Annotated in this window: 16 protein-coding genes; 8 read left to right on the forward strand and 8 right to left on the reverse strand. The window is 65.4% G+C overall.

All coding sequences use genetic code 11. The features are described from left to right. Positions 1-4 precede the first annotated feature (4 nt). Entirely contained in the window at positions 5-3925 is a 3921-nt protein-coding gene (gene hrpA, locus NNX34_RS00585; RefSeq protein WP_255764661.1) for an ATP-dependent RNA helicase HrpA, read from the forward strand. A gap of 20 nt (positions 3926-3945) precedes the next feature. Here the strand turns inward: hrpA and NNX34_RS00590 are convergent, their stop codons facing one another. The 3 genes from NNX34_RS00590 to NNX34_RS00600 all read right to left on the reverse strand — a co-directional run bounded on the left by NNX34_RS00590 (position 3946) and on the right by NNX34_RS00600 (position 5993). Then, positions 3946-4374, reverse strand: coding sequence for an HIT family protein (locus tag NNX34_RS00590; protein WP_255764662.1), 429 nt, complete (start codon positions 4372-4374; stop codon positions 3946-3948). Positions 4375-4467: 93 nt separating this feature from the next. Next, entirely contained in the window at positions 4468-5334 is an 867-nt protein-coding gene (locus tag NNX34_RS00595; RefSeq protein WP_255764663.1) for a sulfurtransferase, read from the reverse strand. Beyond that, positions 5334-5993: an MBL fold metallo-hydrolase gene (locus tag NNX34_RS00600; protein ID WP_255764664.1), complete on the reverse strand. Its 660-nt coding sequence runs from the start codon at positions 5991-5993 to the stop codon at positions 5334-5336. The genes NNX34_RS00595 and NNX34_RS00600 overlap by 1 nt, the downstream gene beginning before the upstream one ends. Before the next feature lie 131 nt (positions 5994-6124). On the opposite strand from NNX34_RS00600, the gene NNX34_RS00605 reads away from it, so the two are divergent. Further along, positions 6125-6556: a Fur family transcriptional regulator gene (locus NNX34_RS00605; protein WP_255764665.1), complete on the forward strand. Its 432-nt coding sequence runs from the start codon at positions 6125-6127 to the stop codon at positions 6554-6556. Here the strand turns inward: NNX34_RS00605 and NNX34_RS00610 are convergent. From NNX34_RS00610 to NNX34_RS00630, 5 genes are all read right to left on the reverse strand, one after another. Beyond that, complete coding sequence (locus NNX34_RS00610) at positions 6553-7440, reverse strand: metal ABC transporter permease (RefSeq protein ID WP_255764666.1); 888 nt, start codon at positions 7438-7440, stop codon at positions 6553-6555. The genes NNX34_RS00605 and NNX34_RS00610 overlap by 4 nt on opposite strands. Next, positions 7427-8227: a metal ABC transporter ATP-binding protein gene (locus tag NNX34_RS00615; protein ID WP_255765687.1), complete on the reverse strand. Its 801-nt coding sequence runs from the start codon at positions 8225-8227 to the stop codon at positions 7427-7429. Before NNX34_RS00615 ends, NNX34_RS00610 begins: the two co-directional genes overlap by 14 nt. Before the next feature lie 26 nt (positions 8228-8253). After that, on the reverse strand, positions 8254-9231 hold the full coding sequence (locus NNX34_RS00620) for a metal ABC transporter solute-binding protein, Zn/Mn family (RefSeq protein ID WP_255764667.1): 978 nt from the start codon (positions 9229-9231) through the stop codon (positions 8254-8256). Between the two features lie 106 nt (positions 9232-9337). After that, the gene (locus NNX34_RS00625) at positions 9338-10405 is read right to left on the reverse strand and encodes a hemolysin family protein (RefSeq protein ID WP_255764668.1); all 1068 of its coding nucleotides are present in this window, start codon (positions 10403-10405) and stop codon (positions 9338-9340) included. Further along, on the reverse strand, positions 10402-11790 hold the full coding sequence (locus NNX34_RS00630; RefSeq protein ID WP_255764669.1) for a hemolysin family protein: 1389 nt from the start codon (positions 11788-11790) through the stop codon (positions 10402-10404). The genes NNX34_RS00625 and NNX34_RS00630 overlap by 4 nt, the downstream gene beginning before the upstream one ends. Before the next feature lie 472 nt (positions 11791-12262). Here NNX34_RS00630 and NNX34_RS00635 point away from each other — a divergent pair, with 472 nt between their 5' ends. From NNX34_RS00635 to NNX34_RS00660, 6 genes are all read left to right on the forward strand, one after another. Further along, positions 12263-16072 (forward strand): multifunctional oxoglutarate decarboxylase/oxoglutarate dehydrogenase thiamine pyrophosphate-binding subunit/dihydrolipoyllysine-residue succinyltransferase subunit, encoded by a 3810-nt coding sequence (locus NNX34_RS00635; RefSeq protein WP_255764670.1) that lies wholly within the window; start codon positions 12263-12265, stop codon positions 16070-16072. A 63-nt stretch (positions 16073-16135) separates the two neighbouring features. Continuing rightward, positions 16136-16735, forward strand: a complete 600-nt coding sequence (locus NNX34_RS00640) for a GDSL-type esterase/lipase family protein (RefSeq protein ID WP_227918308.1) — start codon at positions 16136-16138, stop codon at positions 16733-16735. A gap of 249 nt (positions 16736-16984) precedes the next feature. Beyond that, positions 16985-18745, forward strand: coding sequence for an ABC transporter family substrate-binding protein (locus tag NNX34_RS00645; protein ID WP_255764671.1), 1761 nt, complete (start codon positions 16985-16987; stop codon positions 18743-18745). Between the two features lie 111 nt (positions 18746-18856). Further along, complete coding sequence (locus NNX34_RS00650; protein ID WP_255764672.1) at positions 18857-20389, forward strand: ABC transporter permease; 1533 nt, start codon at positions 18857-18859, stop codon at positions 20387-20389. Positions 20390-20400: 11 nt separating this feature from the next. Continuing rightward, on the forward strand, positions 20401-21444 hold the full coding sequence (locus NNX34_RS00655; protein ID WP_255764673.1) for an ABC transporter permease: 1044 nt from the start codon (positions 20401-20403) through the stop codon (positions 21442-21444). Then, complete coding sequence (locus NNX34_RS00660) at positions 21441-23225, forward strand: ABC transporter ATP-binding protein (RefSeq protein WP_255764674.1); 1785 nt, start codon at positions 21441-21443, stop codon at positions 23223-23225. Before NNX34_RS00655 ends, NNX34_RS00660 begins: the two co-directional genes overlap by 4 nt. Positions 23226-23362 lie beyond the last annotated feature (137 nt).

The raw sequence follows: 23362 nt of genomic DNA on the forward strand, positions 1-23362 counted from the left end.
AATCATGGCACTGACAATTTCCTATCCCGAACAGCTGCCCGTTTCCGAACGCCGCGAAGACATCATGGCAGCGATTGCCGCCAACCAGGTCACCGTCATCGCGGGCGAAACCGGGTCCGGAAAAACCACGCAGATTCCGAAGATGTGCCTGGAACTGGGCCTGGCCGAGAACGGCCTGATCGGGCACACCCAGCCCCGGCGCCTTGCCGCGCGCACCGTCGCCGAGCGGATCGCTTCCGAGCTCGACGTCGAGCTCGGCGAGGAAGTGGGCTTCCAGGTCCGCTTCACCGGTGAGACCGGCCGGAAAACCAAGGTCAAGCTGATGACCGACGGCATCCTGCTGGCGGAGATCCGGCATGATCCGAAGCTGAAGAAGTACAGCACCATCATCATCGATGAGGCCCACGAGCGCAGCCTGAACATCGACTTCATTCTCGGGTACCTGCGCCGGCTGCTGCCGACGCGCCCGGACCTGAAGGTCATCATTACCTCGGCCACCATCGATCCGCAGCGGTTCGCCGAACACTTCGCCCTCAACGGCACCCCTGCACCCATCATCGAGGTGTCCGGCCGTACCTTCCCGGTGGAGATCCGCTACCGCCCGCTGAACCAGCCGTCGGACGGGGGCAGCGACGAAGACTGCATCGACGACGAGCTGGAAGAGGACCGGGACCCGGTGGACGCCGTCTGCGACGCCGTCGACGAGCTCTCCCGCGAAGCACCCGGCGACGTCCTGGTGTTCTTCTCGGGCGAGCGGGAAATCCGCGATGCCGCAGACGCCCTGCGTTCCTCCGTTGCCCGCAATCCCCGGCTGGCCAATACCGAAATCCTGCCGCTCTTCGCCCGGCTTTCCCTTGCCGAGCAGCACAAGGTCTTTTCCCCGGGCCGGAACCGCCGGATTGTCCTGGCCACCAACGTCGCCGAGACCTCGCTGACGGTCCCGGGCATCAAATACGTGATCGACACCGGCACGGCCCGCATCTCGCGCTATTCGCACCGCACCAAGGTCCAGCGGCTTCCGATCGAGCGGATCTCCCAGGCCTCCGCCAACCAGCGGTCAGGCCGCTGCGGCCGCGTTTCCGACGGCATCGCCATCCGGCTGTACTCGCAGGAGGACTTCGAGTCCCGGCCCGAATTCACCGATCCCGAAATCCTGCGCACCAACCTCGCCGCCGTGATCCTGCAGATGGCCGCCATGGGCGTGGCCAAGGGACCCAAGGATGTTGCCGACTTCCCGTTCGTCCAGCCCCCGGATTCCAAGGCAATCAACGACGGTGCGGTGCTGCTGCGCGAACTCGGAGCGCTGCACCCCCAGGGCGGCATCACCGAGGTGGGCCGCAAGCTGTCCCAGCTTCCGGTGGACCCCCGGCTGGGCCGGATGATTGTCGAAGCGGGCAACCGCGGCTGCACCAAGGAGGTCATGGTGCTCACTGCCGCCCTGACCATCCAGGATCCCCGCGAGCGTCCATCCAAGGATGACCCCGCCCGGGCCCAGAAGGCCGCCGAAATGCACAAGCGCTTCGTGGACGAGAACTCCGACTTCACCGGTTTCCTGAACCTGTGGCGCTATGTGGAGGAAAAGCAGAAGGAGCTTTCCTCCTCGGCCTTCCGCCGCCTGTGCAAGAACGAGTTCCTGAACTTCCTGCGCATCCGCGAATGGCAGGACCTCTTTGCCCAGCTGCGCCAGCTGGCCAAGCCGCTGGGGATCACCCTCGCCCCGGAGCCGGTGGACCCGGTCGGCAAGTACCGGGAGATCCACATGTCCCTGCTGGCCGGCCTGCTCAGCCACATCGGCCTCTACGACCAGCGCAAGCGCGAATACGCCGGTGCACGCGGCACCCGGTTCGCGGTCTTCCCCGGCTCTGCGTTGTTCAAGAAGTCCCCGGACTGGGTGATGGCCGCCGAACTCGTGGAGACCTCGCGACTGTGGGCGCGGGTGGCGGCGAAGTTCGATCCGCTGTGGGCCGAGGAAGTGGCCCCGCACCTGGTCAAACGCAGCTACAGCGAACCGCACTGGTCCAAGAGCCGCGGAGCCGTGATGGCCTATGAGAAGGTCACCCTCTACGGCGTACCGGTGGTTCCGCAGCGGAGCATCAACTACGGCCGCATCGACCCGGTGCTCTCCCGGGAGATGTTCATCCGCCATGCCCTGGTCGAGGGCGACTGGCGCACGCACCACAAGTTCTTCCACCGCAACCAGGCGCTGCTGGCCGAGGTGGAGGAGCTGGAGAACCGGGTCCGGCGCCGCGGGCTGCGCGTGGACGATGAAACCCTCTTCGAGTTCTACGACGAGCGGGTGGGTGCCGACGTTGTCTCCGAGCGGCACTTCGACAAGTGGTGGAAGCACGCCCGGCACGAAAACCCGTCCCTGCTGGACTTCGACCCGGACGCCCTACGCACGGACGATGCCGAGGGCCTGGACGAGAACGACTTCCCGAAGTCCTTCTTCTACGGGTCCTTCGAACTCCCGCTCACCTACGAATTCACCCCCGGCGTGCCCTCGGCCAACGACGGCGTGACCGTCGAGGTGCCCGTATTGTTCCTGAACCAGCTCACCCCGGGGCCGTTTGCCTGGCAGATCCCGGGACTTCGCGCCGAGCTCATTACGGCGCTGATCAAGTCCCTGCCCAAGGCGGTGCGGAAGAATTTCGTCCCGGCGCCCGACGTCGCCCGCTCGGCTGCCGCTGCCTTGGCTGCGGATTTCGACCCCGCTTCAGACGAGCTGGAACCGTCCCTGGAACTGGTGCTGCGCCGGTTGAAGGGATCCATCATTCCGCCGGGGTCCTGGAACTGGGACGCCGTGCCGGACCACCTGCGGATGACGTTCACCGTCGTGGATTCCGCCGGACGGGTGCTGGACGAGGGCAAGGACCTGGCCGCACTGCAGGAGTCCCTGGCCCCGGCCACCCGCCGCGCCATTGCCGAATCCCTCGGCGCCACGCCATCCACCGTCCAGCCGCGCGGCCCCAAGGGACCCAACGGCAAGGGCAAAGCCGGCACCGGAAACAGTTCAGCCAACGGCACGGGCATCGGTTCCGACACCGGTTCCTCCGTGGCGGAGCAGACCGGCCTGACCGAGTGGAGCATCGGCACCCTGGAGAAGCAGGTCCAGCGGCTCGTCGCCGGCCACACCGTGACCGGCTACCCGGCGCTGGTGGACGAGGGCAGCACCGCCGGGGTCCGGATCTTCCAGAGTGCCGGCGAGCAGCAGGCCGCCATGCGTGCCGGCGTCATCCGGCTGCTGGTGCTCCGCGTTCCCAGCCCGGCCAAGTACGTGCTGGAGCACCTGAGCAACACCGAAAAGCTGACCTTCAGCCAGAACCCGCACGGGAGTGTGGCCGCGCTCATCGAAGACTGCACCCTGGCCGCGGTGGACAAGCTCACACCGGAGAAGCTCCCGTGGACGCGGGCCGAGTTCGACGCCCTGTATGAGACAGTGCGTGCCGAACTGATCGACACCGTCTTCACCGTCACGGCCATCGTGGAGAAGATCCTGGCCAGCACCCGGCGGATCACGAAGGCGCTCAAGGGCACCACCTCGCTGGCGCTGATCAGCGCCCTGAATGACATCAGGGCGCAGCTGGATGCCCTGGTGTACCCCGGTTTCGTGGCCCGCACCGGCTATGCGCAGCTGATGCACCTGCCCCGCTACCTGGCCGGTATTGAACGGCGGCTGGAAAAACTTCCGGGCAACGTACAGCGGGACGGCCTGTCCATGGCCGTGATCCACCGCCTCGAGGACGAGTACGACGACGCCGTGGCGGCGCTGGCGCCCGGCCGCGGCACTCCCCCGGAACTCGCGGAGGTCCGCTGGATGATCGAGGAGCTGCGGATCAGCTTCTTTGCGCAGGAACTGGGAACGGCCCGGACCGTTTCGGAGAAACGGATCCGGACCGCCCTGAACTCGGCGCTGGCTCCGGCTTAGGCCGGAGCCGGCCCGGCTGCCTAGGCTGCGGGAACGGATTCCCCGTGCCCGGCATCGCGCAGGCCCTGGCGCAGCTTTTCCGCGTTGGCCGCCATCCGCTCGGGGTCCGGGTTGGACTCGGCCCGGCTGAAGTCGAAGTCCTGCAGCGAATTGGCCGGCCAGACGTGCAGGTGCAGGTGATCCACCTCGAAGCCGGCAATGCTGAGGCCGGCCCGCTCCGAGCCGAAGACGGACACCTGCGCCTGGCCGATGGCCTGGGCCACTGTGGTGAGCTTCTGCAGGAGGTCCGCGGGCGCATCCGTCCACTTGTTGATCTCCGCGCGCGGCACCACCAGGGTGTGGCCGTCGCTGAGCGGACCGATGCTGAGGAACGCGACGACGTCGTCGTCCTTCCAGACGAAATGTCCGGGAATTTCGCCGTTGATGATCCGGGTAAAGAGTGTAGGCATGGGTGCTCCTTCAGGTTGTCCCTTTGACGCGGCGGCGGACAGGGGTGCCCGCAGCGGCGGAGGAACGGGTCGGCCGGTAAACATGATTCGACGCTACCCCTTTTGCGGCGGGTTTTCGGCCCTGCCCGGATCCGGGCCAACGGCCGCGGGGGTGCCGGGCGTGTTGGACCACTGCGACCAGGAGCCCGGGTAAAGCGCCGCGGTGATGCCTGCCTGCGCCAGTGCGGCCACCTCGTGGGAGGCGAAGATCCCCGAACCGCAGTACGCCGCAACGGGCCGGTCCGGCCGCACACCGAGGTCCACGAAGGCGCGGCCCAGTTCCGCCGGTGACCGGAAGCTGCCGTCCGGGGTGAGGTTGTCGGTGGAGGGCCGGTTGACCGCGCCCGGGATATGCCCGGCCCGTGGATCCACCGGTTCGGTTTCTCCGCGGTATCGTTCCGGCGCACGGGCGTCGATGAGTATCCCCTCGGCCGCCACCCGGCTGACGTCCCGGAGGGATGCCACGGGCATGTGCCCCCAGGACAGGTGCGCCGTCCCGGGCAACGGCTCCACCGGACCGCTTTCCAGCGGCAGTCCTGCCCTGCGCCAGGCCGCGAGGCCGCCGTCGAGCAGGAACACGTCCTGACAGCCGGCGTGCCGCAGCAGCCACCAGGCGCGTGCGGCGGCCGTGCCCCCGGCGTCGTCGTACACCACCACTGTGTCCCCGTCATTCAGGCCCCAGCTGCGGGCGGCCGCGGCGAAGGCAGCGGGATCCGGCAGGGGATGCCGCCCCTCCCCGGGAACGGCAGGGGCCGAAAGCTCGGTGTCCATGTCCACGTACACCGCACCGGGCAGATGTTCGTGCAGGTACTTTTCCTCGCCGTCGGCGGCGCCAAGGACCCACCGCACATCCAGCAGCACAGGCCGGCGCGCCGTGCCGAGGCGTTCGTGCAGCTGCTGCGGGGAGATCAGGACATCCATTACAGGTCCACGGTTTCCCCGGCGTCCAGATGCCGGAACTCGGTGCCGTAAACCTTGCCGAACCGGGTCACATGCCCCTCGACCATCCCCAGCCCCCGCTCGTTCAAAAGCGCGTCATGGATGGGATAGGCCCGCTCCGCACCGGTGGCGATGACGAAGTCGATGACCTCCCCCGCCTTGGACCAGGGTGCATGCATCGGCACCAGCACGGTCCGCGGCCGCAGGCCGTTGGGAACCACGAACGAATCCCCCGGGTGGTAGATCCGGCCTTCCACCAGGTAGCCGATGTTGGCCACGACGGGAATCAACGGATGGATCAGGGCATGCTGGCCGCCGAAGGACTGGATGCCGAAACCGGCAACGGTGAAGCTGGTGTTGGGCTCAACATCGTGGATGCGGCCGCCCACCTCCTCCGGGGATTCGCTGCGAAGGAGTGCAGCAAGACCCGCCGGGGCATGGAGTTCCAGCGACGGTTGCTCCTGCATTGCGGCAAGCACCCGCGGGCGGTCCAGGTGGTCCGCGTGCTCGTGCGTCACCAGGATGGCATCCGCCTCCTTCAGCGCCGTTTCAACTTCGGAAAAGGTGCCGGGATCCAGCACCAGGACGTGCCCTCCCTGCTCGAACCGGACACAGGAATGCGTGAACTTCGTCATTTTCATAGCGCCACCCTACTCCGGAGGTGATCGGCCGCGCAGGACGGGCGCTGCGGTACTGCTGATAATCTTAGGGGTCTACATCCCTGCGGCCACGGTGCCGCCCGCCTGCCGTCCCACCCGCTGGAGGAACCTCCGTGTCACCCGAGACATCCCGGACATCCAAACGCGCACCGGAGCAGCGTGTAACCCGCCAGCGGCTGGCCGTGGGCCGCACCCTGGACGAACTCGACGACTTCGTCAGCACCCAGGACCTCTTCCGGCTGCTGCAGGAGCGCGGCGAAAGGGTTTCCCTGGCTACTACCTACCGGGTCCTGCAGTCCATGGCGGACGAGAACCTCGTGGACGTGCTCCGGGGCGGCGACGGCGAGGCGCTGTACCGGCGGTGCGCCGTCGAACACCACCACCATCACCTGGTCTGCCGGAACTGCGGCAAGGCCGTGGAGGTGGAAGCACCTGCGGTGGAGAGCTGGGCCGCGGGCCTGGGCGCCAAGTACGGCTTCACCGAAGTGGCGCACACCGTCGAGGTCTTCGGCCTGTGCCCCGAGTGCAGCGCGCGTAAGGGCTAGGCTGCGGCTGTAGCCGTGTTTGCGCTGAGCTCCCGGCGCCGGTGCCCGCCGCGCATGCGCCGGATGATCCGGCAGGCCAGGTAGATCGCGAAGGACACCGTGGTGACGTAGGGGCTGATCGGAATCCGGCCGCCCAGCGCCAGCAGGATGCCGCCGACCGAGGAAGCCAGCGCGAAGAGCACGCTCAGGAACACCACCAGGCGCGGCGAGGACGTCACGAGCAGGGCTGCCGCCGCCGGAGTAATCAGCAGGGAGAGCACCAGCAGGGCCCCCACCACCTGGATGGACAGGGCCACGGCCAGGCCCAGCAGGAACATAAAGACAATCGACAGCACCCGCACGGGCACGCCGCGGGCCTCTGCGAGGTCCGGGTCCGCACTGGCGAAGGTCAGGGGGCGCCAGATGAAGAGCAGGGCAGCCACCACGACGGCGGCAACCCCTGCCAGCAGGTTCAGCTGCACGGTATCCACCGAGACGATCTGGCCGGTCAGCAGCCCGAACTTGTTGGCGGAACGGCCCTCGTAGAGGCCAAGGAACAGGATGCCCAGGCCCAGCCCGAAGGGCATGATGACGCCGATGATCGAGTTCCGGTCCCGGGCCCGCAGGCCCATGACGGCCAGCAGGACGGCCGCCGCCACTGATCCGACCAGCGAACCGACCACCACGTTCACGCCGATCAGCAGGGCAAAGGACGCCCCGGCGAAAGAGAGCTCGGCAATGCCGTGCACGGCGAAGGCCAGGTCACGCATCAGGACGAAGGTGCCGATCAGCCCGCCGACCAGGCCGAGGATCGCGGCGGCCCAGATGGAATTGCTCACCAGCGGAAGCAGCTCGCCGTAATCGCTGAAATCAAAAACCGCATCGAAGAAACTACGCAGGTCCAAGGTCGCCCTCGCTTTCTCCGTGGTGGTGGGTGGTGGCGTCCGGGATGCCCAGGACCACAATCCGGCCGTGGCTGCGCAGGACTTCGACGCGGCTGCCGTACATTTCCGAAAGCACGTCGCTGCGCAGGACTTCGGCGGGGGTGCCGGTGCGGAACTGTCCGCCGGCCAGGTACAGCACACGGTCCACGTACTCGATGACGGGATTGATTTCGTGGGTCACGAAGACGACGGCGGCGCCGTCGTCATGGCAGCGCCGTTCGATCAGGGAGCTGATGGCCTGCTGGTGGTGCAGGTCCAGCGAGAGCAGCGGCTCGTCGCAGAGCAGCAGATCCGGGTTGGTGGCCAGCGCCTGGGCCGCGCGCAGGCGCTGCAGCTCGCCGCCGGAGAGCCGTCCCACGGGTTCATCCGCGTAGGACGTGGCCCCCACCTGCTCGAGCAGCCGGTCCACGCGGCGGCGCACCGGCTTTCCGCGGAGCCGCAGGCCCCAGCGGTCGCCGTCGACGCCGAGCCCCACCAGGTCCCGGCCACGCAGCGGGGTGCCGGGGCTGAAGGACTTCTGCTGCGGGATGTAGCCGATGTCCTTGCTGCCCCGCTGCACGTTGCGGCCGTTGACGGTGACAGTGCCACCGGTGAGCGGCTGCAGTCCCAGCAGGACCTTCAGGAAACTCGTTTTGCCTGACCCGTTGGGGCCGAGGACGGCGAGGAATTCACCGGCATTGATGTCCAGGTCAAGGTTCTTCCACAGGGTGCGGTTACCGTAGGACAGCCCTGCGTCCCGCAGGCGCACCACCGGGGCGGGCTGACCGGAAGCATTCACTGCAGCACGCTTTCCATGTCGGCGGTGTTATCGGCCATCCACTGCAGGTAGTCCTGGCCCTCGGGAAGGGTTTCGGAGAAGTCGATCACGGGCACACCGGCATCCAGCGCGGCCTTGCGCACCGCCTCCGTCTGCGAGGTAGAGGTCTGTTCGTTGTAGCCCAGGAAGGCAATGGAGCCGCCCGTCACCAGGTCCTGCATTTCCTTCAGCACATGCGGCGGAACATCCGAGCCTTCCTCGACGGCCTCCGTGAAGTCCGACGGGGTGGCGTTGTGCAGCCCCGCGGCTTCCACGAGGTAGTCCGGCACCGGTTCGGTCAGGGCGACGTCGCGTCCGCCCGCCGTTTCCCGAAGCGCGGCAAGGGTAGCGTCGATGTCCGCAATGCCCGCAGTGAAGTCCGCCGCGTTGCTGCGGAACGTGCCGGCGGCATCGGCATCCAGTTCGCCGAGGCGTTCGGCGGCGGCGTCGGCAAGCCGCCCCATGGCCTCGGGGCTGTACCAGACGTGTTCGTTGAAGGAGCCGTGGTTATGGCCGTGGTGGTCTTCGCCCGCGTCGTGGCTCTCTTCGGCTTCCGCTGAGTCGGAGTCCTCGAGGCCGGAGATCTCCACGGCGTTGAGGATGTTCTCGGCGGGGATGCCTTCGTCTGCCGCGAGCTTCTCCAGGAAGGTGTCGTACCCGCCGCCGTTGAGCACCACCAGGTCCGCCTTGGATACGGCGAGCCGGTCCCGCGCCGAGGCCTCGTAGGAGTGCGGATCCTGGCTGGGCCGGTCAATCAGGGAGGTCACTTCGACGTTGTCCCCGCCGATCCCGGCGAGGATGCTGCCGTAGACATCGGTGGACGCCACCACGCGAACGACGCCGTCACTGCCCTCGGCTTCACCACCGTCGTCCCCGCTGCCGCCGCTGCAGCCGGTCAGGGCGAGTGCGGCTGCTGCAAGGACGGTTCCGGCCAGGCGGACGGGAAAGCGGCGCATAAGGTTTGGTATCCCTGGGTAGGCGGTTCATGGCGGCGAAGACGGGCCCCGGCACCGCCGAAGCTTTTTCAGCATAACCTAAACGCGAATCATTCGCATCTAGGCGCTAGAGGCTTTCTCCGGTCCGGCGGATGCCCTGCGCCTGGGTCGCGTCCCTGATCTCGCCGACCAGCTGTTCAATGATGTCTTCCAGGAACAGCACGCCGCGCGTGGTTCCATCCGGGCCCAGCACGCGGGCCAGATGGGAGCCGGTCCGCTGCATCACGGCCAGGGCATCCTCGATTTCATCGTCCAGGCGCAGGTTGGCCAGGGTACGGACCTTGTTCTCCGTGATCGGCCGTTCATAGGCCTCCAGCGGGATGGACATCACGTCCTTCAGGTGCATGTACCCGGTGAGGTTCCCGGCGTCGTCCACGAGGACGAAGCGGGAGAAGCCGGTCCGGCCCACGGCACGCTCGAATTCCGCCGGGGTGGAGTCCGTGCCCAGGCTCACGAGTTCGTCCAGCGGCACCATCACCGTCCCCGCGGTCTGTCCGGAGAACTCGAGTGCACCCGAGATCAGGCCGGAATCGTCGGCGACGGTCCCGTGTTTCGTGGATTCCTCCACGATGGACTGCATCTCCTCCAGGGTGAAGGCCGAGGCGACTTCGTCCCTCGGGGTGATCCCCATGAGGCGCAGCGCGTGGTTGGCCATCCAGTTGAGCGTGCCGATGATCGGGCGCACCAGGCGGGAAATGAAGACCAGCGGCGGGGCGAGCAGCAGCACTGCGCGGTCGGCAACGGACACCGAGATGTTCTTCGGAACCATCTCGCCGATGGTGACGTGCAGGAAGGTCACGAGGAGCAGCGCCACCAGGAACCCGGCACCGTCAGCTATTTCGATCGGCAGGCCCACGGCCTTCAGCGGCACCGAAAGCAGGTGGTGGATAGCAGGTTCGGCCACCGAGAGGATCAGCAGGGAGCAGACGGTGATACCCAGCTGCGCACACGCGAGCATCAGGGACACGTGCTCCATGGCCCACAAGGTGGTCTTGGCCCGCTTCGATCCGGCTTCGGCATGCGGCTCGATCTGGCTGCGCCGCGCGGACATCACCGCGAATTCGCTGCCGACGAAGAAGGCGTTGCCCAGGAGCAGGACCACCAGCCAGAAGATTCCCGCCAGGTCGCCGCTCATCGGATGCCTTCCCTGCGTGCCGGGCGCTCCGCGCTTCGGCCGGTGTTGTCTTCGTCTTCAATGTGTTCGGCCTGGCCGGATTCGGCCCCCTCGGCGGCGGGGATGAAGCTGACGCGGTCAATGCGCCGACCGTCCATCCGTTCCACCTCGAGCACGCCGCCGGGCACCTCTACGCGGTCCCCTGCCTCGGCGATGCGGCCGAGCTCGGCCATGATGTAGCCGCCCACGGTTTCGTATCCGGCTTCGTCCGGCATCCGCAGCAGCGGAACCAGGGCGGTGACTTCGTCTGGCCGCATGATGCCCGGGAAGTACCAGGCACCGGACGCGCTTTGCAGCACGCCGGGCTTGGCCTTGTCGTGCTCGTCGGATACTTCGCCGACGATCTCTTCGACCAGGTCCTCCAGGGTGGCGACGCCGGCGGTTCCGCCGTATTCGTCGAGGACGACGGCGAGCTGCAGGTTGGCGCTGCGGAGTTCGGAAAGCAGTGAGTCCAGGTGGACCGTTTCCGGCACCCGGAGGATCTCGCTCATGATCGCGGCCGCCGGCAGGGTGGCCCGCCTGCTGCGCGGCACGGCCACGGCTTTCTTGACGTGGACAACGCCGCGGATGTCGTCCGGTGAATCCCCGAGGACCGGGAAGCGGGAGTACCCGGTGCGCCGCGCCGCCTCGATGACATCGGCCACGGGCTGCTCGGCGTCGATCGTTTCGAGCCGGATGCGCGGAGTCATGACATCGGCAGCGGTTCGTCCCGCAAAGGAGAAGGTCCGGGAGAGGAAGTCGGCAGTGCCCTTGTCCAGGGTGCCCATCTCCGCGGAGCGCCGCGCCATGGAGGACAGCTCGGCCGGCGTCCGCGCTCCGCTGACCTCTTCTTTGGCCTCGAGGCCAAAGAGATGGAGGATCTTGTTGGCGAAACCGTTCAGCAGGAGCACCGCGGGCTTGAAGACCACGGTGAAAGCCAGCTGCGGCCGTGCCAGTGCCTTACCGACACGGAACGGCATGGCGATGGACATGTTCTTGGGGATCAGTTCGCCCAGCAGCATCGAAAGGAAGGTCGCCAGGACCATCGCAACGGTGACGGACACCGAGTCCACGGCCACGGGCGGCAGGCCGAAGGAGGCCAACGGACCCTCCAGCAGGCGCCCAACGGAGGGTTCCATAACAAACCCGGTCAGCAGGGTGGTCATGGTGATGCCCAGCTGGCAGCTGGAGAGCTGGGTGGAGAGGGTGGTCAGGCAGCGCAGCAGCGGTTCAGCCGCTTTGTCACCCTCGTCCACTGCGCGGCGGACGGCCGGCTGGTCCAGTGCCACGAGGGCGAATTCCACGGCGACGAAGAATCCGGTGCCGAGAATGAGCAGGAGGCCGAAGAGGAGGTATAGCCACTCCATGTCAGCACTCCCCCGCCGTCGGGGCAGACCGGCTTAAAAGAAAGGGATGATTTGCTGCACGGAAACGTTCAGACGGAGGGTGGTCGGCTGCGGCCGGACTGGAAGGCTCCGATGACGAGGCAGGTGAATGCTGGGCCGTGGGTGTGCGGGCGTTGCCGGCTCGTGGCGCACCGACTGCGGCAACCGCAGTCCGTGACGCAGGCCGGCGCCTAGAGAAACTGTCCATAGAATCCCCAGTTTACAGGTTTGTTCCGGGCCCGCCACAGCGGCTTCCCTGGGCGGTTCCCGCCGGTCTGCGGCCAGCAGGCGCCTTCATCAACTGGTGCGGGATTGGCCACATGTTCGACTATGTCACTAGACTGGCATGAAGTCTCGGTCACTGCGCACCGGGCCGCACCAGTACTTGAGGCGGAAGCGTCAGAACATGGTGCCATCAGGGCAAACGGCAACTCATGGAAGAGGCGTATATCTAGTGCCAGACCAATCCAACCACCGCCTGCCGGAGGAATTCGGCGGCAACGAGTGGCTTGTCGATGAACTGTACGAGCAGTATTTGTCGAACAAGGACTCCGTTGACAAAAAGTGGTGGAGCATCTTCGAATCCTTCAAGGCTGAAGACTCCCAGTCCGGCAACGGATCCAACGGAAACGGCGCCGGATCCCCGGACGGTTCCCGGCCCGCCACCCGCCAGCTTCCGGTAGTGAAAGCCGAAAGTACGGCACCCAACGCACCGAAGGCATCAGGCGAATCGCCCGCTGCAACGCAGCAGTCGGGCAAGCCGCCGGTAGCCAAGGAACAGGCGAAGGCCGAACCCGCTGCGAAGAGCGAGCCGAAGGCCGAGCCCAAGGCGGCGCCGATTCCTGCGCAGCTGCCCAAGACCCAGCCCAGCGATGCCGCTGCGGAAGAGGACAAGGTCACCGTGCTGCGCGGTCCGGCCAAGGCCATCGCCACGAACATGGACCTCAGCCTGAGCGTCCCCACGGCAACCACCGTGCGGGCCATTCCGGCCAAGCTGCTGATTGATAACCGCATTGTCATCAACAGCCACCTGGAACGTGCCCGCGGCGGCAAGATCTCCTTCACCCACCTGCTGGGCTACGCCATCATCCGCGCTGCCGCCCAGTTCCCGTCGATGAACGTGCACTACGACGAAGTGGACGGCAAGCCCGTTGCCGTCCAGCCCGCACACGTCAACTTCGGCCTGGCCATCGACATGCCCAAGCCGGACGGAACCCGCCTGCTGGTGGTGCCGAACATCAAGAAGGCAGAAACGCTGAACTTCTCGGAGTTCTGGCACGCCTATGAAGAGCTGGTCAAGCGGGCCCGCAACGGCAAGCTCGGCGCGGACGACTACCGCGGCACCACCATCTCCCTGACCAACCCGGGCGGCATCGGCACCGTGCACTCGGTGCCCCGCCTCTCCAAGGGACAGGCCGCCATCATCGGCGCCGGCGCCCTTGAGTACCCGGCTGAATTCCAGGGTGCCAACGAGAAGATCCTGGCCCGCAACGCCATCAGCAAGATCATCACCCTGACCTCCACCTATGACCACCGCGTCATCCAGGGTGCCGGCAGCGGCGAGTTCCTGCGCATCATCCACCAGCTGCTGCTGGGTGAGCAGAACTTCTACGACGAGATCTTCGAATCCCTGCGGATCCCGTACGAGCCGGTCCGCTGGAGCCCGGACATCCAGGTCAACCCGGACGAGCAGATCAACAAGGTTGCCCGCATCCAGCAGCTGATCCACGCCTACCGGGTCCGCGGCCACCTCATGGCGGACACGAACCCGCTGGAATACGTCCAGCGCCGGCATGCCGACCTGGACATCCTGAACCACGGCCTGACGCTCTGGGACCTGGACCGGGAGTGGCCCACGGGCGGCTTCGGCGGCAAGCCGATGCTCAAGCTCCGCAAGATCCTCGGTGTGCTGCGGGACGCGTACTGCCGCACGGCAGGTATCGAATACATGCACATCCAGGATCCCGAGGAGCGCCTCTGGTTCCAGGACCGCCTGGAGACCAAGTACACGAAGCCCACCCGCGAAGAGCAGCTGCGCATCCTCAGCAAGCTCAACGCTGCCGAGGCTTTCGAAACGTTCCTCCAGACGAAGTTCGTTGGGCAGAAGCGCTTCTCCCTTGAGGGCGGCGAATCCCTGATTCCGCTGCTGGACGCCGTGATTTCAGGTGCCGCCGACGACGGCCTCGAGGAAGTCGGCATCGGCATGGCCCACCGCGGCCGCCTCAACGTCCTGACGAACATCGCAGGCAAGACCTACGCACAGGTCTTCCGCGAATTCGAAGGCACCCAGGACCCGCGCAGCGTGCAGGGTTCCGGCGACGTGAAGTACCACCTCGGCACCGAGGGCACCTTCACTTCGGACAACGGGAAGCAGACCAAGGTCTACCTCGCGGCCAACCCGTCCCACCTCGAAGCCGGCGATTCCGTGCTGGAGGGCATTGTCCGCGCCAAGCAGGACCGGCTGGACAAGGGCGACGAGTTCCCCGTGCTGCCGATCCTCGTGCACGGCGATGCCGCCTTCGCGGGCCAGGGCGTGGTGGCGGAAACGCTCAACCTCTCCCAGCTGCGCGGCTACCGCACCGGCGGCACCATCCACGTGGTGGTCAACAACCAGGTGGGCTTCACGACGTCGCCCACGTCCTCGCGCTCCTCGGTCTATTCCACCGACGTCGCGAAGATGGTCCAGGCACCGATCTTCCATGTCAACGGAGATGATCCCGAAGCAGTTGTACGGGTTGGCCAGCTGGCCTACGAGTACCGTCAGCGCTTCCACAAGGACGTCGTCATCGACATGGTCTGCTACCGCCGCCGCGGCCACAACGAAGGCGATGACCCTTCGATGACCCAGCCGATGATGTACAGCCTGATCGAGGCCAAGCGCTCCGTGCGCAAGCTGTACACCGAGTCCCTGATCGGACGAGGCGATATCAGCCAGGACGAGGCCGAGCAGGCGCTGCGTGACTACCAGGGCCGCCTCGAGCGCGTCTTCGCGGAAACGCACGCTGCCCAGACCTCGCCCATCCCGGTGATCACCAAGGATTCCGAAGCGGTTTCCGATCTGGAACGTCCTGCTGCCCAGCAGGAAGGCACCACGATCATCAAGCCGGCAAGCACTGCGGTCTCCGCCGAGGTCCTGGCGCACATCGGCAAGGCCCACGTGGCCGTCCCCGAGGGCTTCACGGTCCACCCGAAGCTGAAGTCCCTGCTGGAAAAGCGTGACCAGATGTCCCGTGAGGGCAACATCGACTGGGGCTTTGCCGAAATCGCGGCCTTCGGTTCGCTGCTGATGGAAGGCGTCCCCGTACGCCTCGCCGGGCAGGATTCACGCCGCGGAACCTTCACCCAGCGCCACGCGGTCTTCCACGACCGCGCCACGGGTGCAGAGTGGATGCCGCTGGCTGAGCTTGACCCGAACCAGGCCAAGCTGTGGATCTACGACTCCCTGCTTTCCGAATTCGCCGCCATGGGCTTCGAGTACGGCTACTCGGTGGAGCGTCCGGATGCCCTCGTGCTCTGGGAAGCCCAGTTCGGTGACTTCGTCAACGGCGCCCAGACCATCATTGACGAGTTCATCTCGTCGGCTGAGCAGAAGTGGGGCCAGCGGTCCTCGCTGGTGCTGATGCTTCCGCACGGCTACGAGGGACAGGGACCGGACCACTCGTCCGCACGGATCGAGCGTTTCCTGCAGATGTGTGCCGAGGACAACATGATTGTTGCCAACCCCACCACGGGTGCCTCGCACTTCCACCTGCTGCGCCGGCAGGCGTACAGCCGGCCGCGCAAGCCGCTGGTGGTCTTCACCCCCAAGCAGCTGCTGCGCCTGAAGGCGGCCGCAACGTCGGTGGAGGAGTTCACGCACGGCGAGTTCCAGCCGGTCATCGCCGAGCATGCCGAACTGGATGCCAACGCCGTTGACCGCGTGCTGCTGGTGTCCGGCCGCCTGTACTACGATCTGCTGGCAAACCGCCAGAAGACCGGCGATGACAAGACGGCGATCGTCCGCGTGGAGCAGCTCTACCCGCTCCCCGTCGACGAGATCCGGGCCGCTGTGGGCAAGTACCCCAACGCGGACATCGTCTGGGCGCAGGACGAACCGGCGAACCAGGGTCCGTGGCCCTTCATCGGCCTCAACCTGCCCCAGCACCTGGACAGCCGCCTGCGCCTGGTCTCACGCCCGGCGTCGGCCTCCACCGCTACGGGCTCTGCCAAGCGCCACGCAGTGGAGCAGGACATCCTGGTGAAAAAGGCCTTCGAACGTCAGTAGGCTAGATTTAGGGTGGGGCGCTTCGGCGTCCCACCCTGTTTTTTTGATTCGAGAAGGTGACTAGTGGAACAACGCAGAATTCGGCTTGCTGCTGTAGGTGATGAGCTGCTGGCCGGACACGGGGATCCGCGCGCACTCGGCTGGCTGGGACGTGTCCTGGCCCGAACATCGCCCGAGAACGTCAACCTCCAGGCATACAGCCTGGCTGCACCCAACGAGGGCACCGAGGCGCTGGCCAACAGATGGCTCGCGGAAGCCGGCAGGCGGTTCGAGGACGGGTGCGAGAACCGCCTCGTGATCGGATTGTCGGACCGGGACCTGGACCTTCAGCTGACGACGGCGCGAAGCCGCCTGAACCTGGCGAACATCCTCGACGGCGCCGCACAGATGAGCATCAAGGTGTTCGTGGTGGGCCCTCCTCCGGGCCTCGACCCGGAACGGAACCGGAAGCTCGCGGATCTCTCCGCAGCGTTCGGCGACGTGACCACACGGCGGAAGCACGTGTACGTGGACACCCTCAACCCGCTGCTGAACCATGAGCAGTGGCGCACGGACCTGGCCGCCAACGGCGGAACGCCGGGCCAGGCCGGCTACGGCCTCATGGCGTGGCTGGTGCTTCACCGAGGCTGGTACCAGTGGCTCGACCTCCCCGACATGAACTGAAACCTCCGTCATAAACGGACGTCAAAAAACCCTTCCGGCAATAGCCGGAAGGGTTTTTTGCGCATGCGGGGGCTGTTTCGGGTAGAAAAACCACCGTGTCCGGCGTAACGATCAGTTAACAACGTGTAACTTGTCTCACAGTGGAAACAATATGTGGCTAGTGTTGCTCCACATGCAGCGGTCTTCACGGCCGCTTTGGGGGGCCATCATCGGTGGTTCCTGACTCCTCATCACCAGTTAGGACTACTTATGCGTACTAAGCGCACGGCAGCTCTTGCCGCACTCTCCGTGGGGGCCCTGTTCCTGGGCGCCTGCGGCTCCGCCGGGGGCGGAACCGAAAGTGAAAGCAGCTCGGAGGCAACAACCGAGAACATCGCTTCCACCATCAATATCGCCATCAGCCAGGCACCTGACGCCTACAACTCGAGCACCGCCAACACCAACAGCACGTACAACAGCTACGTCGACAACCTGGTGCACAGCAACTTTGTCGAATACAGCCCCAACGGCGTCATCCACGACGAAGAGTTCGGCACCTTCGAAAAGACCAGCGACGATCCGCTGACGGTGCACTACAAGATCAATGAGGACGCCAAGTGGTCCGACGGCACCCCCATTGACTTCGATGACGTACTGCTGAACTGGGCGGCCTTCTCCGGACAGGTCGGTCCCGCCGAGGGCGAGAACATCTTCCAGCCGTCCTCCACCAACGGTTTCTCCCAGACCAAGATGATCGAGGGCGAGGCCGGCGACAAAGAGTTCGACATGGTCTTCGAGACCCCGTACGCGGACTGGGAAGCCCTGATGATCGGCCCCATCATGCCCGCACATATCGCAGCGGAAAAGGGCGGCCTCGCCACCGACAACAACGGCGAAGCGCTGATCAAGGCCATCCAGGACAAGGACATCGCGGCGCTGACCCCGCTGGCCGAATTCTGGAACACCGGCTGGAACTACGAAGCCGACCTCACCAAGCTTCCGGACGCCGAAATGATCCCGTCCTCCGGCCCGTACATGCTGGACAACGCCACCGACGGCACCCTGACCCTCAAGCGCAACGAGAACTACTGGGGCGAAGAGCGCAAGGGCAAGACGGAGACCATCGTCTTCAAGACCATCGCAGACACCGAAGCAGTCCAGGCCCTGGAGAACGGCGAGGTCGATATCATCGAACCGTCCGGACCCACCGTTGACACCAAGACCGCCATCGAGAACATCGGCGAAACGGTCACCATGCTCACCGGCCCGGAACTGACCTTCAGCCACATTGACCTGGACCAGTCGGAGAACGGCGTGTTCAAGGACCTGGCCGTACGCCAGGCCTTCTCCAAGTGCGTACCGCGCGAGGACATTGTCGAGAAGTTCGCCAAGCCCATCGATGAAAACGCCACGGTGGACAACCTGCGCGAATACCAGCCGGGCCAGGAAGACTACGAAGAGGTCCTCGAAGGCGCTCCGTCCGCCAGCGAGTACGACGAAGTCGACCTCGAGGGCGCCAAGAAGCTGCTCGCCGATGCCGGCAAGACCGAACCCGTGTCGGTCCGCCTGATGTTCTCCTCCACGAGCCAGCTGCGCGCTGACATCGTCACCCTGATCAAGACCTCCTGCGACCAGGCCGGCTTCAACATTGTTCCCACCCCGGACCCCAAGTGGAGCGCCAAGCTCGCCGAGCCCGGAGCCTGGGACGCCATCCTGTTCGCCTGGGCCGGTTCCGGCCTGGCCGCCAGCGCACAGTCGATCTACGTCTCCGACGGCGAGCAGAACTACGGCAAGTTCGCCAACGCTGAACTCGACAAGCTCTGGGACCAGATCGCTACCTCCACTGACGAAGAAGAGGTCAAGGAACTGAAGACCAAGGCAGAGGAAATCCTCGCCGCCGAGGTCTACAACGTGGTCCTGTACGCGAACTCCGGTGTGGTTGCACACTCCTCCAAGCTGGAGAACGTGGAACTGAACCCGAGCCAGAACGGCATCACCTGGAACGCCTACAAGTGGACAAAGCAGGTCTAGCCGCAGCACCACGCTAGCCGCAGCATAAGCGGGGATGGGCAGACTCAAAGTCTGCCCATCCCCCTGCTTATGTCCGCGGCGTTCTTTAGTCCCACCCCAAGGAGCCCCACGGTGTTCTACTTCATTCTTAAAAGAGCGGTCACTTCGTTCTTTATCCTCCTGGCCGCCACGGCACTGATGTTTGTCCTGGCCGTCAACTCCGGCGATCCCCTCCATGACCTCGCCGAACTGCGCAACGATGACCGGGAATCCCGCATAGCCGCCCGTACCGAAGCCATGCACCTGGATCAGCCGATCCACATCCGCTATCTGCTCTGGCTGCAGGAAATCGGCCGCTGCATCATGCCCGGCGGCGCACAGTGCACGCTGGGCCTGGACCGCGTGGGCAACCCCGTCATCGAGCAGCTGCAATCCGCCGCCGGTTCAACCTTCCGCCTGGTGGTCGTAGCAACGGTGCTCGCGATCATCCTGGGTGTGCTTATCGGTGTTGTTACCGCCCTGCGGCAGTACAGCGTGTTCGACTACTCGATCACGTTCGTTGCCTTCCTCCTGTTCTCCATGCCGCTCTTCTGGCTTTCCACACTCCTCAAGCAGTACCTCGCCATCGGTCTCAACACCTGGCTGGAGAATCCAACCATGTCCTATCTGGGCATAGTGCTGCTGGGGTTGGTGGCCGGGGTGATCTGGATGGTTGTCGTCGGCGGCGACCGCCGACGCCGCATCCAGGTATTCGCGGTATCGGCCGTGGCAACTTCGGGGACCATGCTCGTGCTGCTGATGTCCGGTTGGTTCAAAACCCCCGGCTTCGGTCCCGTCGGCATCCTGGTGAGCGCCTTCGCCATCGCCCTCGGAGTCACGGCATTGTTCGCCGGGTTCCGGCGTCACCGGATTGTCTACGCAGCCCTTGCTACGGCCGCAGCCGGTTTTGTCGGCTATCTGGTCACGATGGGCATCATGAAAGACCCGGACTGGCTGACCATTGCCGGCCTGGCACTGGTGACCGTTGCCGTTTCCGCTGCCATCGGGCATTTCGTGGGCGGACCGTACGCCAAGCAGACCCGGCAGATTACCGCCGTCGTCGGCCTGCTGATCGGTTTCATCGTGTTCCTGGATTCGCTCCTGCACGCCTACCCGACGCTGTCCCGCAAGACCGGCGGCCGGCCCATTCCCACTACCGGTTCCTCCACGCCCAACCTCGAGGGAACCTTCTGGGAAGTGAACCTGGATTATGCGCTGTACCTGGTGCTGCCGACCATTGCGATCATGCTGATTTCGTTTGCCATGTACACCCGCTACACCCGCGCCAGCCAGCTGGACGTCATGACCCAGGACTACATCCGTACAGCTCGGGCCAAGGGCCTCAGCGAGCGGACCGTCGTGGTCAAGCATGCGTTCCGCAACGCGATGATCCCGATCACCACCCTGATGGCCTTCGACTTCGCCGGCGTGCTCGGCGGCGCCGTGGTCACGGAATCGGTGTTCGGCTGGAACGGCATGGGCAAGATGTTCACCGACGGACTCACCAACGTGGACCCCAATGTCATCATGGCGTTCTTCCTCGTCACGGGCGTGGCCGCGGTGACCTTCAACATGCTGGCTGACATCGCGTACGCGTTCCTCGATCCGCGCATCAGCCTGAACTGATTGGTAGAGCAATGACTGATAACAAGATTCCCGCGGACGGGCCAAAGGAAAGCAGCCCGGAGCTGACGGCCATGACGCTGGAGAGCCAGCGGACCGTCACGGCGGACTCCCCCGCAACCAGGGGCGTCGTAGCTGAACCTAGAATCACCGAGGCCAAAAGCCAGTCCAAGCTGGTCCGCGAACGCTTCCTGCGGCATAAGGGCGCCATGGGCGGAATGATCGGCCTGCTCTTTATCGTGCTGCTGGCATTCTCCTCAATCGGCTTCAACGTCGGCCCGCTGCATATTCCGGGCTGGTGGCAGCACACCTTCTACGAGGTGCAGGAAACCGCCGACGGCGGGAAGCCCACCCTGTCCTGGACCGGGCTGGGCGACCACCCGTTCGGCCAGGACGCCCTGGGCCGGGACTACTTCGCGATGACCATGCGCGGGGCACAGATCTCCCTGATCATTGCCTTCATCGTGGGTATTGTCGGCACCGTCATCGGCACCGTCGTCGGTGCGCTGGCCGGCTATTACCGCGGCCGGGTCGAAGCCGTCCTGATGCGCTTCACCGACGTCATCATCACCATCCCGCTCCTGGTGGTCGCCGCAGTGCTGGCCACCATCGTGGCCGACTTCGGAATCGTCGTCTTCGCGGTCTTCCTGGGCATGCTCACTTGGACCAACCTCGCCCGGATTGTGCGCGGCGAGTTCCTTTCCCTCCGGGAAAAGGAGTTCGTGGAGGCGGCGAAGTCCGTAGGCGCCAGCTCGGCCCGGATCATCTTCAAGCACATCCTGCCCAACACCGTTGGCGTCATCATCGTCTCGGCCACGCTCGCCATCTCCGGCGCCATCCTGCTGGAAACCGCGCTCGGCTTCCTGGGCCTGGGCGTGCAGGAGCCGGACACCTCGCTGGGCAAGCTGATCAATGAAAACCGGTCAGCCATGACCGTGCGCCCGTGGGTCTTCCTTTGGCCCGGCGTGTTTATCGTGGCCATTGCCCTCGCCGTCAACTTCATCGGCGACGGGCTCCGGGATGCGTTTGATCCCCGACAGACAAGGAACAAGCAATGACCTCCACACCGGTATACAGCGACACCCCGGCAACGGGAACCGGTTCCCCCATCCTTGAGGTCACCGGACTCGGCGTCGATTTCAACGTTGACAACGAATGGGTCATGGCCGCCGAAGACGTGAACTACAAGGTTTATCCCGGGGAGATCCTGGCGATCGTCGGCGAATCCGGCTCGGGAAAGAGCATGTCCTCCATGGCACTGCTCGGCCTGCTGCCCGGCAACGGGCGGTCCACCGGCAGTGCGAAACTGCACGGCAAGGAACTCATCGGCGCACCGCAGTCGGCGCTGCGGAAGATCCGCGGCAATGACATTGCCATGATTTTCCAGGAGCCAATGACGGCCTTGAACCCGGTCCTCACGGTGGGTGAACAGGTGAAGGAGATCATCGAGCAGCACACCGATGCGTCCCCCGCCGATGCCAAGGCACGCGCCATTGAGCTGCTGCGCATGGTGGAGATTCCGGATCCGGAGACCCGTTACGACAGCTACCCGCACCAGTTCTCCGGCGGGCAGCGCCAGCGGGCCATGATTGCCATTGCCATTGCCAATGATCCGATCCTGCTGATCGCCGATGAACCCACGACCGCCCTGGACGTCACGGTCCAGGCGGAAGTACTCGAACTGCTGCGCAAGCTCAACAAACGCCTGAACAGTGCCATCCTGCTCATCACCCATGACATGGGCGTAGTGGCCGACCTTGCGGACAACGTGGTGGTGATGCAAAACGGGCGGATCGTGGAAGCCTCCGCCGTAGTGGATCTCTTCGCTGCACCGCAGCAGGACTACACCAAGGCCCTGCTCGACGCCGTGCCGCACCTCGGTTCCAAGGTGGGCGGCGTGCTGGCAGCCGTCGAGGTGGAGGACGACGGATCCCTGCAGATCACCGACGCACCCCTGTCGGTCATGAAGGCCTCCGAGGAAGTGGCCGAACCGACGTCGTCGCAGACGCCCGCCCTGCAGCTCGAGAACGTGGCCATCGAGTATCCCGGGCGGTTCCGCACCCCTGCCTTCCGCGCCGTTTCCGACGTTTCCTTCACGATCATGCCCGGCGAAGTCATGGGCCTCGTGGGCGAATCCGGCTCGGGAAAGTCCACCATCGGGCGCGCTGTCACCGGCCTGCTGCCGGTGGCCGACGGTAGCGTCCGGATCAACGGAACAGACATCGCGGGGCTGTCACCGAAAAAAATGCGGCCGCTCCGGCGGAAGTTCGCCATCGTCTTCCAGGACCCGGCAGCATCGCTGAATCCGCGGATGTCCATCGGCGAGAGCATCGGCGAGCCGCTGTTCCTGCATGAGAAGCTGTCCAAGGCCGAACTGGATAACCGGGTGGCGAACCTGCTCGATGACGTCCAGCTGCCCAAGAGCTTCCGTAACCGGTACCCGCACGAACTCTCCGGCGGCCAGCGCCAGCGGGTGGGGATTGCCCGGGCGCTCTCGCTGCGGCCGTCCCTGCTCGTGGCGGACGAGCCGACGTCGGCGCTGGATGTGTCAGTGCAGGCACGGGTGCTGGCGCTGCTGCAGGACCTGCAGAAGGAGTACGGCTTCGCCTGCCTGTTCGTCAGCCATGACCTGGCGGTGGTCGAAATCCTGGCCAGCCATATCGCCGTGCTGAACAAGGGCAGGATGGTGGAGCAGGGTTCCACCGAGCAGGTCCTGAAGTACCCGCAGGATCCGTACACGCGGCGCCTGCTGGCAGCGGCACCGGTGCCGGACCCGGCCGAGCAGGCCTACCGCCGAGAGCAGCGCTACGCGCTCCTCGCGGCCGGCAACACCGAATAGGGCACACAGCAGGACGGTAAACACAGCAGGACGAAACCGCGGCGGCGTCAGTGGAGGAAGACCATCTTCCCCACGGCGCCGCCGTCGTCGTTGTCAGGGTTCCGTTGCCGGTCTGGAACTAAGTTGGACTATGTTGG

Origin of the sequence: Arthrobacter sp. zg-Y1116 (genome assembly GCF_024385485.1) — a bacterium.
Taxonomy (GTDB): domain Bacteria; phylum Actinomycetota; class Actinomycetes; order Actinomycetales; family Micrococcaceae; genus Arthrobacter_B.

Bases quoted from the DNA above. Each gene is read 5' to 3' on its own strand.
- hrpA (WP_255764661.1), top strand. From the start codon at position 5: ATGGCACTGACAATTTCCTATCCCGAACAGCTGCCCGTTTCCGAACGC.
- NNX34_RS00590 (WP_255764662.1), bottom strand. From the start codon at position 4,374: ATGCCTACACTCTTTACCCGGATCATCAACGGCGAAATTCCCGGACAT.
- NNX34_RS00595 (WP_255764663.1), bottom strand. From the start codon at position 5,334: ATGGATGTCCTGATCTCCCCGCAGCAGCTGCACGAACGCCTCGGCACG.
- NNX34_RS00600 (WP_255764664.1), bottom strand. From the start codon at position 5,993: ATGAAAATGACGAAGTTCACGCATTCCTGTGTCCGGTTCGAGCAGGGA.
- NNX34_RS00620 (WP_255764667.1), bottom strand. From the start codon at position 9,231: ATGCGCCGCTTTCCCGTCCGCCTGGCCGGAACCGTCCTTGCAGCAGCC.
- NNX34_RS00625 (WP_255764668.1), bottom strand. From the start codon at position 10,405: ATGAGCGGCGACCTGGCGGGAATCTTCTGGCTGGTGGTCCTGCTCCTG.
- NNX34_RS00630 (WP_255764669.1), bottom strand. From the start codon at position 11,790: ATGGAGTGGCTATACCTCCTCTTCGGCCTCCTGCTCATTCTCGGCACC.
- NNX34_RS00645 (WP_255764671.1), top strand. From the start codon at position 16,985: ATGCGTACTAAGCGCACGGCAGCTCTTGCCGCACTCTCCGTGGGGGCC.
- NNX34_RS00655 (WP_255764673.1), top strand. From the start codon at position 20,401: ATGACTGATAACAAGATTCCCGCGGACGGGCCAAAGGAAAGCAGCCCG.
- NNX34_RS00660 (WP_255764674.1), top strand. From the start codon at position 21,441: ATGACCTCCACACCGGTATACAGCGACACCCCGGCAACGGGAACCGGT.